Genomic DNA, 14524 nt, shown 5'->3' on the forward strand with positions numbered 1-14524 from the left:
CTGGCTTACGTGCGTTTCTGGCGCCACACAATCTGCCCGCTGGCATCGGTTATGGTCGCCGAAGGCACTGTGGTGAGGTCGATGTCGACATCGAGATGGGCGCTCGCGTCGGCTGCTGTGCTGCGGTAGTGGTAGCGCTTGTTGTCGAGGTGCAGTTTGGTGGTGGTGGCGGTCGTGAGCCAGGGATTGCGGCGGCGCAGACCGATGAGATCCTGATGAGCGCGGTAGATGGTTTGCGCCTGAACGGACAGTTCGCCTGGTGTTTCAGGAAATTCGGGCCGTACGGCGTCATCGCCGCCGAGACGTTGCTCCTTGATGCCGGTGAGGCCTTGCTCGTCGCCGTAATATATCGACGGTATGCCGCCGAGCGTGAGCAGGATGGCCAGCGCGGTCACTGCGCCGTCGGGGCCGAGGGCGCTGGCGATGCGGGTCACGTCGTGGTTGCCGATGAAGGTGTTCGGCGTGAACGAGGCAAGGAAATCGTTGTGGCGGGTCAGCGTCCAGTCGAGTTCGAAGAGGTTCCGATCTTTCAGGGAGGACCAGATCGCCTTCCAGAGTTCATATTGGGTGACCGAATCGACGCCGGATTCGGCGACGAATCGGCTGTAGTCTCCGTGAATCATCTCGCCGAGGAGCCACGCGTCGGGGTACTGCTGCCGAACCTGCGGAATGACGCGCGCCCAGAAGCCGGTGCTGACGGAGTAGGCCGCGTCGAGCCGCCACCCGTCGATGCCTCGCGCCAGCCAATGATTCATCACCTGTGTTGTGTATTCCGCGGCTTGATCGGAGGCGTGATTGAGCCGCACAAGCGATGAGTGCCCCTCGAACACCCGAGGAACAGCCCCGCCCGGCGCATTCCAATCGATATCGAACAGGCCGGCTTTCAAACCGTTCGGTCCCTCGGCCAAGGCGCGGAGCACGTCGGGGTGTTGCGCGCCGACATGGCTGAACACCCCGTCGAGCAGTATGCGCAGGCCGCGTTCCTTGCAGGCGGCTACGAAAGCATCGAAATCAGCGTCGCTTCCCAGTCTGGGGTCGATGCGGAACTGATCCAGCGAATCGTAGCCGTGCGACTGCGAGGCGAAAATCGGCCCGAGCAGCAGGCCCGAAGCCCCGAGTTTCACTGCATAATCCAGCCAGTTGATAAGCCTGCGCAGGCGCGGAACAGGCGTCATATCCGCGTCGCGTATCGGTGCTCCGCAGAATCCCAGCGGGTAGACGTGCCACCAGATTGCGTGCTCGGTCCAATTCGGGGTCATTGTCGTTTTCTGTGTCATCAATTTCCTTGTAGCCAGAGGTGTTCTCGTGCCCGTGGAATCATCTTCACCGACGCATTCGTGGGCGAGTGGGTTGTGTGGGGTTAAACAGTGCCTTTTATTTGTTGGTATCTTTTGAAACGGCGGCATCTTCGCGCGATGCCATCTTTTCAGGCGGCGGTGTTGTCTGCGGTTGCATTGTATTTAGCGATGTTGGGGTGGTCACCAGTATTTTCACGTATTTGACCCCCTCTCGGTCGGCGCCCACCGGCCGTCACCCCGGTGTTCGTCATCTGTCATTTTACTGAACTGTGTTTACTAATAATTAGTGACTGTAGTTCACTAGCGATAGGCTGTCAACATGACACGTATTGACCGCAAGCCGCGTCACCGGCTCGACCCCGACTCCCGCCGCGGTGCGATACTGGATGCAGCGGCAAACGCTTTCGCCGAGCGCCCTTACAGCGAAGTGACCATTGCCTCGATTGCCGCCGACGCCGACGCCTCGAACGCCTTGGTCTACCGCTATTTCGCCAACAAAGAGGACCTCTACGCCGAGGTCGTGCGACTGGCCATAGCGGATCTCATGAGCCGCCAGGCCGCCGCGCTCAAGGCGTTGCCAGCTGGCGTTCCCGTGCGTGATCGCATCGCGGCAGCGACTGAAGTCTACCTCGACCATATCGCCCACCATCCGGATGCCTGGGCCATGCCCATGCGCCAGCCCGGCGGCGAGCCGCCCGCTGCCGCCGAACTGCGTGCCGATGCCCGCCGCCGCTACGTGCAGGGTCTCGGCAGTCTGCTCGACCCCAGCGATCAGGAGCGCCACGGGTACGCCTTGTGGGGCTATTTCGGCTTCATCGATGCCGCCTGCCTGCGCTGGGTCGACAAAGGCTGCCCAGACGCCGAGCGGTGGCCGCTCATCGATGCCGCCCTAGGTGCGCTTCAAGGCGCGTTGGGGGATTGGGGCGCGTAGGGGGAATTGCAGGGCTCAAACGAATCTCGTCGGAACGTATGAAAGAAGTCGCTGTTACGCTTCAAGTCTCGCGGCAAAGGTCGCCAGCCCGGCCTTTTTCAGTCCAGCATATTCTTCGGTCATAATGCGCGGTGGATGCTTCTTGCGCGCTGCCATCCGTGTTATTGCGCGACGAACGGCTTCGGGTGATTCGTCGTAGACTCGTGAGAGGAACGCGTCGGGATGCTCTGCTCTGATGCCGTACTTTTCCAGTGTTTTCGGTGGAAAATCGGCAAGGTTGATGGTGGCGATAATCGTAGTGTGCCCGTTTGATAGGGTTGAAGAGATATTTGCAGCGGCATTGTTGCAGTTCCTTGGCAAGGGGGCCTTGTATGTGGTGCCAAGGCGGGCAGATGTCAATCAAGAAAGGAGCTTTCCATGAGCGACGAAAACCAGACATCGGATACGGACTAGACGCGATTCGATAACGAGAACCCGACAGGTGATTCCGGCCCTGCGCAGGTTCCGTTCGGACAGACGCCGTCTGAACAGCCACAGCAACCCTCCCAGCCGGCGACGGCTGCATACGGTGCGAATGCTTTCCAGCCGGCAGGACCGCAATTCGGCCATGCTCCCCAGCAAGGTCAGCATGTTCCCACGAACGGGCAGGCTCCCCAGTGGGGCGCTCCGCAGCAGCCAGGCGGCCCGGGGCAGCCCGTTCCTCCTCAGTTCGGCAGCCCGGGGCAGTCCGGCTGGCAAGGGCAGCCGGGGGCGCCCATGCCTCAGTTCCCGAATCAGAAGCCGAAGAAGGGCTTGCCAACAGGCGCCATCATTGGCATCGTCGTGGCGGCGGTAGTCGTCGTCGCTCTGATTCTCGCCGTCGTGCTGGGCAGAGGGCTGGGCAAGCTCTCGGCTGACGATTACTCTGATGGCAGCAACACGATCAACACCATGCAGAAGAAATACTATCGTATCGACACTGAGATTAGCGATATCTATACCGCCTCCTATTCCTCCGGCAAGAAGGTAGACGATGAGGACGTGGCCAAGATCAAGAAGCTGATCAAGGAATACCAGGACGCCAACACGCAATTCGGCCAGCTCAAGATCATGCGCGACCAGAAGGTGAAGGACGGGTATGGCAAATACTCGGCCAAGGCGAAGAAGTATACGCAGTACGCCAGCAAGATCGCCGATTCGGCGATTCCCATGGTCAAGGCGTCGCTGAGCTGCTCCAAAGCTCCTACGGTCTTCGACTACGACAGTGATTTCTACTCGAAGTATGATACCTACATCAGCACATGCCAGTCGGATCTGGACGCGTTGAGCAACGCGCCCGACAAGGCCATCTCCGATTACGCCTCCTCGCTCGGCGACTACATTTCGAAGCTGAGCGACCTGATTGGCAAGATGAAGGCGATCGGCGATCCGAGCAAGATCGAATACGGCAGCGACGCCTACAACCAGTACCGGGATCTGCAGGATCAGTTCTACGATCTTCCCAGCATCTATGACACCGTCGATACATTCCAGCAGGACATGAAGGACGAGGAGGACAACGCCAATCCGACCGACGAGCTCAAGGACCTGTCCGACATCGTCCAAGACGGTTTCGATGAGGCAGTCAAGTAATGCGTCTCACGGAAACGGTGCGATGACATAGCGATTCGTGCCGTATGCGGGGCCGCCTCGGAACGCTTAGGCATTCCGAGGCGGCCTTTTGCATGCCGAATCCGCAAGTCGGTACGAATCTTCAGCCTCGTTGCAGCTTGACGATAAGAGAAAAACCGCGCCTCAGCATGTCTTTTCGCAATACCGAGTTAATTGGCATGAAAGTACGTCATGACTCCAAGGCATAAGGCAACGCTGCGTTTGCTGTCCATGTATCGTTCTGCCGATACGATGGCTGGCATGACAAGTATTGCAACGGGTTTTCCCGATCCATGGCCTGCGCCGCTTGCTATCCATCCGCTTGACGCCGTTGTCGAAGTGCCGGGCAGCAAATCGCTGTCGAATCGCTATCTCGTGCTGGCGGCATTGGGAACCCGTCCAGTCACGCTGAAGGGTCTATTGCGCTCGCGCGATACAGAGCTGATGATGACGGCTTTGGAGCGGCTCGGCGCAGGACGCGAATCGCTGAACGACGACGGCACGACAGTGCGCATCATGCCGCCATCGAACGGTGTTTTTCACGGCAGCGTGACGATCAATTGCGGGCTGGCCGGCACGGTGATGCGCTTCGTTCCATGCTTGGCGCTGTTCGCGGATGGGCCGGTTCGCTTCGACGGCGATGAACAGGCATATGCGCGGCCCATGCAGCCGGTGCTCGACGGGCTCGAACAGCTGGGCGCGCGCATCGAATACCATGGCGAACGCGGATTCCTGCCGTTTACGATTACTCCGCCGCCGTATGGTGACGAAGGCTCTGCTGGCGGTGATGGTGAGAGTCGCGTGGCGCATATCGCCATCGATTCCTCGGCGTCATCCCAGTTTATTTCGGGCCTGCTGCTCGTCGCCTCACGGCTGCCGCATGGTTGCGAACTCGTGCATACTGGCGAAAAACTACCCAGCATGCCGCATATCCGCATGACCATGGAAGATGTGAATCGCGCTGGAGGGCATATCGAGATGTCCCAGCTTGGACGTTGGGTCGTCGATCCTGCGGATCTTGCTTTGCCGTCTGAGGTCGTCGTGGAGCCTGATCTGTCCAATGCAGCGCCGTTCCTGGGCGCGGCGATGATCGCCGGCGGCTCGGTCAGTGTGCCGCATTGGCCGAAGGAGACCGCGCAGCCTGGCGGACTGCTGCCCGCGTTGCTGCAACGCTTGGGCGCATCTGTGAGCTGGGACGGGAAGCCGTGGCCGACCGATGATGCTGGTGACACTGCCGCTAATAACACTGGTTTTGCCGATGATGCTCCTGCTGCCGCGACGTTGTGCGTCACCGGCACAGGCATGATTCATGGACTTGGCCGCTATGACCTGAGTGCGGCGGGGGAGATTGCGCCGAGCATCGCGGCGCTGTGCGTGCTGGCTGATGCGCCGACCGCTCTAGTGGGCATCGGCCATCTGCGCGGCCATGAGACGAACCGGCTGCAGGCGCTCGTCACCGAAATCGAACGCATAGGCGGCACCGCTGGCGAGTTGGAGGACGGCCTCGAAATCATCCCCGTGGCTAGGCATCGTCTTCATGGTGCGGTGATGCAAACCTATGCCGACCACCGGATGGCGACCTTCGCGGCCATGCTCGGTCTGGCGATTGACGGCATCGACATCGTGAACATCGCCACCACACGCAAAACCCTGCCCGATTTCACCGGCATGTGGACCGGCATGCTCCAGGCCAAAGGCTGAACGCGCCTTAGCTTAGCGATGCAACGAAGTTTGGCGTCACAAATCCCGCACTACCTTCGTGATAGTGCGGGCCTTGTGAAGCTCTCCGGGATATGAGGGTTAGAGGTCAACCCGTGCATACATATGGCTGAGGGCCCCGCATTGCGCGAGACCCTCAGCCATCAAACTATATGCATGCGGCTCAATCGAGCAGCTACATCAGCAAACGTTCACAGTGCGTCAGCGCGTGAACACGTTGCCGTAGGAATCCTCGCCGGCTTCCGCAAGCGCCGCGGACTTATGGGCGATGGCGAGCTCTTCGTTCGTCGGGATAACGGCGATGACGACCGAGCTGTCGGGCGTCGAGATAATGCGCGGCTCCTTGGAGCGGGTGCTGTTCTTCTCTTCGTCGAGCTTGACGCCGAAGGGCGCGAGCTTCTCGCACACGGCGCGGCGCACGATGTCGTCGTTCTCGCCGACGCCTGCGGTGAAGGTCAGCACGTCGAGGCCGCCCATCTGCGCGGTGTAGTTGCCGACGTAGCCGACGATGCGATGAATGTAGACGTCGAGGGCCAGCTTGGCGTCCTCGTTGCCTTCGGCGACGAGACGGTGGACCTCGCGCATATCGCCGAAGCCGGTCATGCCCATCATGCCGGAGCGCTTGTTGAACAGCGTATCCAGCTCGTCGACGTTCATGTGGGCGTTGCGAATCAGGTGGAAGACCACAGCCGGGTCGATGTCGCCGGTGCGGCCGCCCATGACCAGGCCCTCAAGCGGGGTGAGGCCCATCGAAGTGTCGACCGGACGGCCGGAGATCTGCGCGGAGGCCGAAGCGCCGTTGCCGATGTGCAGCACGATCTGCTTAAGGCCTTCGGCGGGCTTGCCGACGACCTCGGGAACCACGGAGCCGATGTACTCATGCGAGGTGCCGTGTGCACCGTAACGGCGGATGTGGTAGCAATCGGCGATGTCCTTGTTCAGCGCGTAGGTGCTGGCTTCCTTGGGCAGCTGGAAGAAGAAGGAGGAGTCGAAGACGAAGACCTGCGGAACGTCGGGCAGCAGCGCGCGCATGACTTCGGCGCCGGTTGCCTCGGGGCCGTTGTGCAGCGGGGCGAGCACGGCGAGATCCTTGACCTTGCCGATGGTCTTGTCGTTGACGAGAGCTGGCTGCGGGAAGACCGAACCGCCCTGGACCACGCGGTGGCCGACGGCGACGATGCCGGCTTCGTCCAGCTTGGGGCCGAACTCGCCGAAGAGTTCGAGGACGCGCCTGAGGCCCTGCTCGTGGTCGTGGATGGGCTCTTCCAGCTCATGCTTTTCGCCATTGAATTCATGCTTGTAGTGACCGTCGATCGGCTCGCCGATCTTCTCGACCAGGCCCGAGGCCAGGCCTTCGCCGGTTTCCAGATCCACCAGCTGGTACTTGATCGAGCTGGAACCGGAATTGATGACAAGGACGGTTTTCGCCATTGTGGGCTTCCTCCATGTTGTTGGTATGATGTGTTGCGTGCGTTCCGTGCGGATACGCATGTACCGCATTCGAGACTACTCGGCAGCGGCTACAAAATGCCTGCAAAGCGGCTGTAAATGGCGCACTTCGCTCATTGCTGCGCCTCGACGGCGGTCAGCGCCACTGTATTGACGATGTCTTCGACCAAAGCGCCGCGCGACAGGTCGTTGACCGGCCGGTTCAGGCCCTGCAGCACCGGTCCGATGGCGATGGCTCCCGAGGTGCGCTGCACGGCCTTGTAGGCGATGTTGCCGGCGGCAAGGCTGGGGAAGACGAAGACATTGACATGGCCGGCCACATCGTTGCCTTTGGCCTTCGTCGCCGCCACGGTGGGGGACCATGCGGCGTCGAACTGGATGGAGCCGACGACCGGAAGCTCGGGTGCCTTTTCTTTGACGATGGCCGTGGCCTGCTCGACGAGATCGACATCCGGCCCCTTGCCCGAGCCGAGCGTCGAATAGCACAGCATGCCCACCTTCGGGTCAATGCCAAAGGCCTTGGCTGTTTTGGCCGACTGAATGGCGATGTCGGCCAGCTGCTCGGCATTCGGATTCAGATTGATAGCGCAGTCGGCGAAGATGGCGACATGATCTTTGAAGCACATGAGGAACGCGCCGGAGACCAGCGATGCGCCGGGCTTGGTCTTGATGACCTGCAGCGCCGGACGCACGGTGTTGGCGGTGGAGTTGATCGAGCCGGAGACCAGTCCGTCCGCTTTGCCGAGCACCACGAGCATCGTGCCGAAGTAGCTCGCGTCGCGCAGCTGCTTGCGTGCTTGCTCCTCGCACATGCCTCTTTTAGCCCGCAGCGCGCACAGCTTGTCGACCATCGGCTTCAGTACCGTTTCGTCGTCCAAGGGCTGATATGCGGCCTTGCCAAGCGATTTCAGTCCAAGTTCCTCGCCGCGGGAGAGGGCGGCGTCTTTGCTGCCCACGATGATGAGATTGACGATATCGCGTTCGAGCAGGTAGTCGGCGGCTTTGAGAATGCGGTCTTCGCAGCCTTCGGGCAGCACGATAGTCTTCTTGCCCGCCTTGGCTTTGGCGAGCAGCTCGTTCTGGAAGGCGTATGGGGTGGTCGGCGCCGCGAATGGAGCGTCCAGCGCGGCGAGAATCTCGTCGGTCGGTGCGTTTTCCCGGAAGGCCTGCTCCACCTTGACGGCGGCCTGCGGATCTTCATCGTCTGGGAAATCCATTTTGGGCAGCGTCCACACGGGCACCGGAAAGCCCGTCAGCGCCGCCTTGGCGTCAGCGGCCTTGTCGCCGGTGCATCCGGTCACGAATACGCCGGCGACCTTCGATCCTGCCTGCTCCACGGTCCGTGTGCAGGCTTCGACGGTCTGCTTCACCTGCTTGCCGTTGCGCGGAATGGTACATACCGCCAGAAACACCGGGGATTTGAGATCGGCTGCGATTTCGGCGTTGAGCACGAAGCCCTCCGGATCGAAAACCTCGGATTTGTCCAAGCCGACAACCACCATGGCCTGTGCCTGCGCGGCCTGTGCGGCCTGTGCAACGCGGCCGTAGCCGGCTACGATGTCGCCGCGTGCCCCGGCTTTGTCTCGGCGCGCCTGACACGGGCATACGCCCCGCACATCTTCGAGACGTTGGCCGGCATTCGCGCCTTCAAGCAAGGCTTGGGTGAATGTTTCTTTTCTGCATGCCACGGGCCGGAACACGCCGGTGCGGCAATGCGAGGCGAGGGCTCTGACTACGCCATAGGCCGCGACATTACGGCCGTTAGCCCCTTCAGGGCTGACGATGGTGATGATGGTGTTGGACACGATGAATACTCCTTGGTGTGCATCGGACGAGGCGTAGTATTGCATTCGCCGCAATCATTGCATTCATGCGGATGCCATATGGCGCACGCACCCATTGTAGATGGGGGAGAAGGCATCGGTGTTCCATAGGCGGCATATTGGCGTGTCTGCCAAGCGATGCAAGGAAGCACGGAGGAATCACGCAGAAAGCGCGCATCGCAATAACCTGCGGAGAACGCGGAAGCGAAGAGGCGATACGCGATGCAGAAGCGTGCGCAGGACCATAAAAAGGGACCATAAAACAGTGAGGGCACCAGGTTCCCCTGATGCCCTCACTGCGCAATTAGCAGTCGCTTGCGAAAAGCGTCACGCTGTTACTCGTTGTCGCCCGCGGTTGCGGCGGTGGCGGTAACCGCGCCCGGCTTCTCGGTCTTGACGCCCGACCACACCCAGTCGGTGTAGTCCGGGTGGTCGAAGCCCTTGTCGACGGCGAACTGGAAGGCTTCGTCGCGGAAGGCCTCGAGCTTGTCGATGTCGGCGGCGAACTTGTCGGCGTCCACCATGCGCAGCGCCTCGGCGGTGAGCTCATAGCGGTCGATGTCGTTGACGCGCACCATGTCGTACGGCGTGGTGGTTGAACCCTGCTCCTTGTAGCCGTGAACGTTGAAGTTATCGTGGTTCGGGCGATCGAAGATCAGGCCGCGCACGTCATGCGCATAGGAGTGGTAGGCGAACAGGACCGGCTTGTCGGCGGTGAACAGATCGGCGAACTCCTCGTCGGAGAGGGCCTCGTTGTTCTCCTTGGCGGACTGCAGCTTGAGCAGATCCACCACGTTGACGACCTTGAACTTGATGCCGAAGTCATTGAGCTTGTCGGCGGCGGCCATCAGCTCCTGCGTCGGAACATCGCCTGCGGCGGCGAGGACAACCTGCACCTCGTCGTTGCTTTCGGCGTTCGACGCCCACTTCCACTCGGCGGCGCCCTTTTCGAGCTCCGCACGGGCTTCGTCGAGGGACAGCCAGGTCGCGGCCGGCTGCTTGCCGGCGATGATCGCGTTGATCTGGTTGGTCGACTTGTACACGCGCTCGCCCACGGCCAGCAGCATGTTGGAATCGACGGGGAAGTAGATGTTCACGACGTGATCGTTGTTGAACGTCTTGTTCAGCAGCAGCGAGGTGACGCCCGGGTCCTGATGCGAGAAGCCGTTGTGGTCCTGACGCCAGACGTGCGAGGAGACCAGCAGGTTCATCGAGGAGATCGGCTTGCGCCACGGAATCTCGCGCACGACGGCCTCGAGCCACTTCGCATGCTGGTTGAGCATGGAGTCGATCACATGCACGAAGGACTCGTAGGAGCTCCAGATGCCGTGGCGACCGGTGAGCAGGTAGCCCTCGAGGAAGCCTTCCATCTGATGTTCGGAAAGCTGCTCGGTGACCTGGCCGGTGACGGCCATGTGCTCGTCGACCTGAGATGACAGGTAGCCGGCGTCCCACTGCTTGTTGGTCACTTCATACGCGGCCTGCAGACGGTTCGACGCGGTCTCGTCCGGTCCGAAGATGCGGAACGAATCCGGGTTGAGCTTGATGATGTCGCGGGTGTAGGTGCCAAGCTTGCGGGTAGCTTCGAGCTGGCCCCAGCCGTGTCCGTACTCCTTGACTTCCTTGACCTCGTAGTCTTCGAGCTTAGGCAGAACGAGTTCCTCGCGGATGCGGCCGCCATTGGCGTTCGGGTTCTCGCCGATGCGCAGCTCGCCTTCGGGCATGAAAGCGGTGACGTCGTCCTTGAGGGCGCCCTTCTCATCGAAGAGCTCTTCCGGCTTGTAGGTCTTCAGCCAGTTCTTGAGAACCTCGAAGTGCTCCTCGGTGTCGCGGGCCGAAGCCAGCGGAACCTGATGGGCGCGCCAGGAGCCCTCGGTCTTCTTGCCGTCGATGAACTTCGGGCAGGTCCAGCCCTTGGGGGTGCGGAAGATGATCATCGGGTAGAACGGACGGGTCATATCGTCGGTCTGCGCCGTGGCCTTGATATCGCAGATCTCATCGAAGATGGACTCGAACAGGTCGGCGAAGCGACGATGGATCGAGAGATGGTCCTCGTTGTCGAAGCCGGCGACGAACTCGTAAGGCTCGTAGCCCATGCCGTGGAAGAAGTCGTGCAGCTCCTCATCCGAGATGCGCGCGAGGATTGTCGGGTTGGCGATCTTGTAGCCGTTGAGGTGCAGGATCGGCAGCACGATGCCGTCGGTGCGCGGGTTGACGAGCTTGTTGGACTGCCAGCCGGTGGCCAGCGGGCCGGTCTCGGCCTCGCCGTCGCCGACGATGGCGGGCACGAACAGGCTCGGGTTGTTCATCACTGCGCCGTAAGCGTGGCTCAGTGCATAGCCCAGCTCGCCGCCTTCGTGGATCGAACCCGGGGTCTCAGGCGCGTAGTGGGAGGGAATGCCGCCAGGATAGGAGAACTGACGGAAGAACTTCTGCAGGCCGTCCTCATCCTTGGTGATGTTCGGGAAATACTCGGTGTAGGTGCCGTCGATGTAGGACTGCGCTGTTCCTGCAGGGCCGCCGTGGCCGGGTCCCATGATGATCACGGTGTTCTGCTGGTGATCAGCGATGAGGCGGTTGATGTGGCCGATGAGGAAGTTCAGACCAGGGGTGGTTCCCCAGTGACCCACCAGGCGGTGCTTCACATCTTCACGAGTGAAGGGCTCCTTCATCAAGGGATTGCTGCGAAGATAAATCTGGCCAATGGACAGATAATTGGCTGCGCGCCAATACTTGTCGATGCCTTCGAGGGCGTCCTCGGAAACCGGAGCGTCAAGCTTCTTCCAAGGGGTGCCAATAACAGGACTCGTCATATGTACTCCTGTACTCCTGCACAATGCTGTGCGATTGGTTATTGTTTCGGGAATGAATTCCGCCAAACCTTGCGATTACAGCGGTTTCCAATTCCAATCGAGACCTATCGTATGTGATGTGGGCGACTTTTGAACGTTTTTTTGCAGGTATGTTTGAAACTGTTCCTTTTATTTCATCTTTTGTTCATTATGACGGATTATTTGTGCAGGTCTCAGGCAGGCGATGAAAGCTATAGACTGGCTTTATAGCAACGATGTTAGCGCTTCTTATGATTTTTCTCACGTTCGTTTCGCAACTCTGATCATTGGCGTGTTGTTTCGTTTCCGTTATCTTTCGTGCGCGTTGTCTGCCGAAGCGCACCGCGTGCCGATGAGGGATATATGGCATGTCGGCGGTGATAGGGGCGTATACGCGATGGCGGGACGCAATGTCGTCTCGGACCGTCACAATGGAGCCGTTCATGCTGATGGGGTCGTTCATACGACCCGTTTTGACCAATTTCACGTATCGATAGGAAGATTTCATGGCAACAGGTCCTGTGCTCGTCGTTGATTTCGGTGCCCAGTACGCGCAGCTCATCGCTCGGCGCGTGCGCGAGGCTCGCGTGTATTCGGAGCTCGTGCCCCATTCGATGCCCGTCGACGAGATGCTGGCCAAGGACCCCAAGGCCATCATCCTCTCCGGCGGCCCGGCCTCGGTGTATGAGCCGGGCGCACCGCAGATCGATCCAAAGATATTCTCCGCAGGCGTTCCCGTGCTTGGCATTTGCTATGGCTTCCAGGTCATGGCCCACGAGCTCGGCGGCACGGTGGACAAGGCCGCCCAGGGTGAATACGGCAAAACCGAGGCGAGCATCGATCGCGCCGACGGCGTGCTCGACGGTTCCCCGGCCGACCAGAGCACGTGGATGAGCCACGGCGTCGCCGTGGAAAGCGCACCAGAGGGCTTCGAGGTCCTCGCGCATACGCAGGGCGCTCCGGTGGCCGCGATGCAGGACCCTTCTCGCGGGCTGTACGGCGTGCAGTGGCATCCGGAAGTCAAGCACACGCCGCTTGGGCAGAACCTCATCGAAACCTTCCTGCACCGCTGCGCGGGCCTTCCCGACGACTGGGACGCTTCGGGCATCATCGAGGACCAGGTCGCAAAGATCCGCGCCAAGGTGGGCGATGCGCAGGTGATCTGCGGGCTGTCCGGCGGCGTTGACTCCGCAGTGGCCGCGGCGTTGGTGCACAAGGCGATCGGCGAGCAGCTCACCTGCGTGTTCGTGGACCACGGCCTGCTGCGCAAGGGCGAGGTCGAGCAGGTCAAGCATGACTTTGTCGCCGCGACCGGCATCAAGCTCATCGCCGTCGATGCCGCCGACGACTTTCTTGAAGCGCTTAAAGGCGCGAAGGAGCCGGAGCACAAGCGCAAGATCATCGGCGAGAAGTTCATCCGCACCTTCGAGAAGGCGCAGGCTCAGGTCATCGAAGAGGCCGGCGCACAGGGCAAGGAAGTCAAGTTCCTCGTGCAGGGGACGCTGTATCCGGACGTCGTGGAGTCCGGCGGCGGTGACGGTGCGGCGAACATTAAATCGCATCACAACGTCGGCGGTCTGCCCAAGGACATCACCTTCGAGCTGATCGAGCCGCTGCGCACCCTGTTCAAGGACGAAGTGCGAGCCATCGGCACCGAGCTGGGGCTGCCTGATGAGATCGTATGGCGTCAGCCCTTCCCCGGCCCTGGCCTGGGCATCCGCATCATCGGCGAAATCACCAAGGAACGGCTCGACCTCCTGCGCGAGGCCGACGCCATCGCCCGCGAGGAGCTTTCCAAGGCCGGACTCGACCGCGACATCTGGCAGTGCCCGGTCGTGCTGCTCGCCGACGTGCATTCGGTCGGCGTCCAAGGCGACGAGCGCACGTATGGCTCGCCCATCATCCTGCGCCCGGTCAGTTCCGAGGACGCGATGACCGCCGACTGGTCGCGCGTTCCCTACGACGTGCTGGCCGCGATCTCCACCCGCATCACCAACGAATGCCCAGGCATCAACCGCGTGGCGCTCGACTGCACCTCCAAGCCGCCGGCCACCATCGAGTGGGAGTGAACGCCTAACCTCAGCCGGGCGTGATTTCATCGCATCGCTATGCAGCGAGCCGGGCATGGCCCCCAGCTTGGCTCAGCTCCGAATGAGACTGTGGATGCCGCTGCGCTGGATGCCGCTAGTTGGCAAGTCGTCAGCGACGTTGCGCGTCGATCCACGCCACGGCCAGCTGGGTGCGGTTGGCCATGCCAAGCTTGTCGAGGATTCCGCTGATGCGGTTGCGCACCGTGCCTTCGCTGAGGAACAGCTGATGCGCGATATCGCGGTTGTCCAAACCCTGCGAAACCAGTTCGGCGATGTCTCGTTCCCGCTCGCTGAGCGCATCAGAGAGCTGCTGTCGGCCGGATCCCGCCTCGTTGCCGGGGAGCTGCAGCGTATCCAGCACTCGTGAGCCCAGCACGATCTGACCGGCCATGACGGCCAGCATCGCCGGGGCCACCGATTTCACGTCCTGCTTGATGAGATAGCCTTTCGCGCCCAAGGAAAGCGCCTGCGCGATGTAGCTTTTGTCGGCAAAGGTCGTGAGAAACAGAATGCGAGCCGCCTTGTCCCGCTGCAGAATGCGCCGGGCCGCCTCCAAGCCGTCGGTGCCGGGCATCTGGATGTCGAGCAGCAGCACATCGGGGCGGTTCGCCGGGTCCTGTTCATAGAGACGTACGGCATCGTCGCCGTTATCGGCGGTCCAGAGCACTTCAGCGGCGCCGCTCGCCGTTACGATGGTGGACAGCGATGAGCAGACGATGGGATCGTCGTCGACGATGGCCGTTTTCATGATGAT

At 61.1% G+C, this 14524-nt stretch carries 10 protein-coding genes; 4 read left to right on the plus strand and 6 right to left on the minus strand.

All coding sequences use genetic code 11. The annotated features are described in order from the left end of the window. Window positions 1–5: 5 nt before the first annotated feature. Window positions 6–1277, minus strand: a complete 1272-nt coding sequence (locus tag BISU_RS07220) for an alpha-amylase family protein (RefSeq protein WP_202805569.1) — start codon at window positions 1275–1277, stop codon at window positions 6–8. Window positions 1278–1617: 340 nt separating this feature from the next. Here BISU_RS07220 and BISU_RS07225 point away from each other — a divergent pair, with 340 nt between their 5' ends. Then, entirely contained in the window at window positions 1618–2229 is a 612-nt protein-coding gene (locus BISU_RS07225; protein ID WP_024464136.1) for a TetR/AcrR family transcriptional regulator, read from the plus strand. 54 nt (window positions 2230–2283) lie between these two features. Here BISU_RS07225 and BISU_RS12560 read toward each other — a convergent pair whose 3' ends face one another. Next, window positions 2284–2628: a hypothetical protein gene (locus BISU_RS12560; protein ID WP_156100195.1), complete on the minus strand. Its 345-nt coding sequence runs from the start codon at window positions 2626–2628 to the stop codon at window positions 2284–2286. A 357-nt stretch (window positions 2629–2985) separates the two neighbouring features. On the opposite strand from BISU_RS12560, the gene BISU_RS11660 reads away from it, so the two are divergent. Next, the gene (locus BISU_RS11660; protein ID WP_024462914.1) at window positions 2986–3840 is read left to right on the plus strand and encodes a hypothetical protein; all 855 of its coding nucleotides are present in this window, start codon (window positions 2986–2988) and stop codon (window positions 3838–3840) included. Between the two features lie 279 nt (window positions 3841–4119). Continuing rightward, window positions 4120–5559, plus strand: a complete 1440-nt coding sequence (gene aroA / locus BISU_RS07240; protein WP_024462915.1) for a 3-phosphoshikimate 1-carboxyvinyltransferase — start codon at window positions 4120–4122, stop codon at window positions 5557–5559. A 219-nt stretch (window positions 5560–5778) separates the two neighbouring features. On the opposite strand, the gene BISU_RS07245 is transcribed toward aroA, so the two are convergent. The 3 genes from BISU_RS07245 to BISU_RS07255 all read right to left on the minus strand — a co-directional run bounded on the left by BISU_RS07245 (window position 5779) and on the right by BISU_RS07255 (window position 11662). Next, on the minus strand, window positions 5779–7008 hold the full coding sequence (locus BISU_RS07245) for an acetate/propionate family kinase (protein ID WP_024462916.1): 1230 nt from the start codon (window positions 7006–7008) through the stop codon (window positions 5779–5781). A gap of 131 nt (window positions 7009–7139) precedes the next feature. Then, entirely contained in the window at window positions 7140–8831 is a 1692-nt protein-coding gene (gene pta / locus BISU_RS07250; protein WP_024462917.1) for a phosphate acetyltransferase, read from the minus strand. Between the two features lie 353 nt (window positions 8832–9184). Beyond that, window positions 9185–11662, minus strand: a complete 2478-nt coding sequence (locus BISU_RS07255; RefSeq protein WP_024462918.1) for a phosphoketolase — start codon at window positions 11660–11662, stop codon at window positions 9185–9187. Between the two features lie 524 nt (window positions 11663–12186). Here BISU_RS07255 and guaA point away from each other — a divergent pair. Next, a complete protein-coding gene (guaA, locus tag BISU_RS07260; protein WP_024462919.1) occupies window positions 12187–13749 on the plus strand; it encodes a glutamine-hydrolyzing GMP synthase in 1563 nt (520 codons plus the stop codon). A 130-nt stretch (window positions 13750–13879) separates the two neighbouring features. On the opposite strand, the gene BISU_RS07265 is transcribed toward guaA, so the two are convergent. Beyond that, window positions 13880–14518 carry a response regulator transcription factor gene (locus BISU_RS07265; protein WP_024462920.1) on the minus strand — a complete coding sequence of 213 codons (639 nt, stop codon included), beginning with the start codon at window positions 14516–14518 and terminating at the stop codon, window positions 13880–13882. Window positions 14519–14524 lie beyond the last annotated feature (6 nt).

Origin of the sequence: Bifidobacterium subtile (assembly GCF_000741775.1) — a bacterium.
Classification (GTDB): domain Bacteria; phylum Actinomycetota; class Actinomycetes; order Actinomycetales; family Bifidobacteriaceae; genus Bifidobacterium; species Bifidobacterium subtile.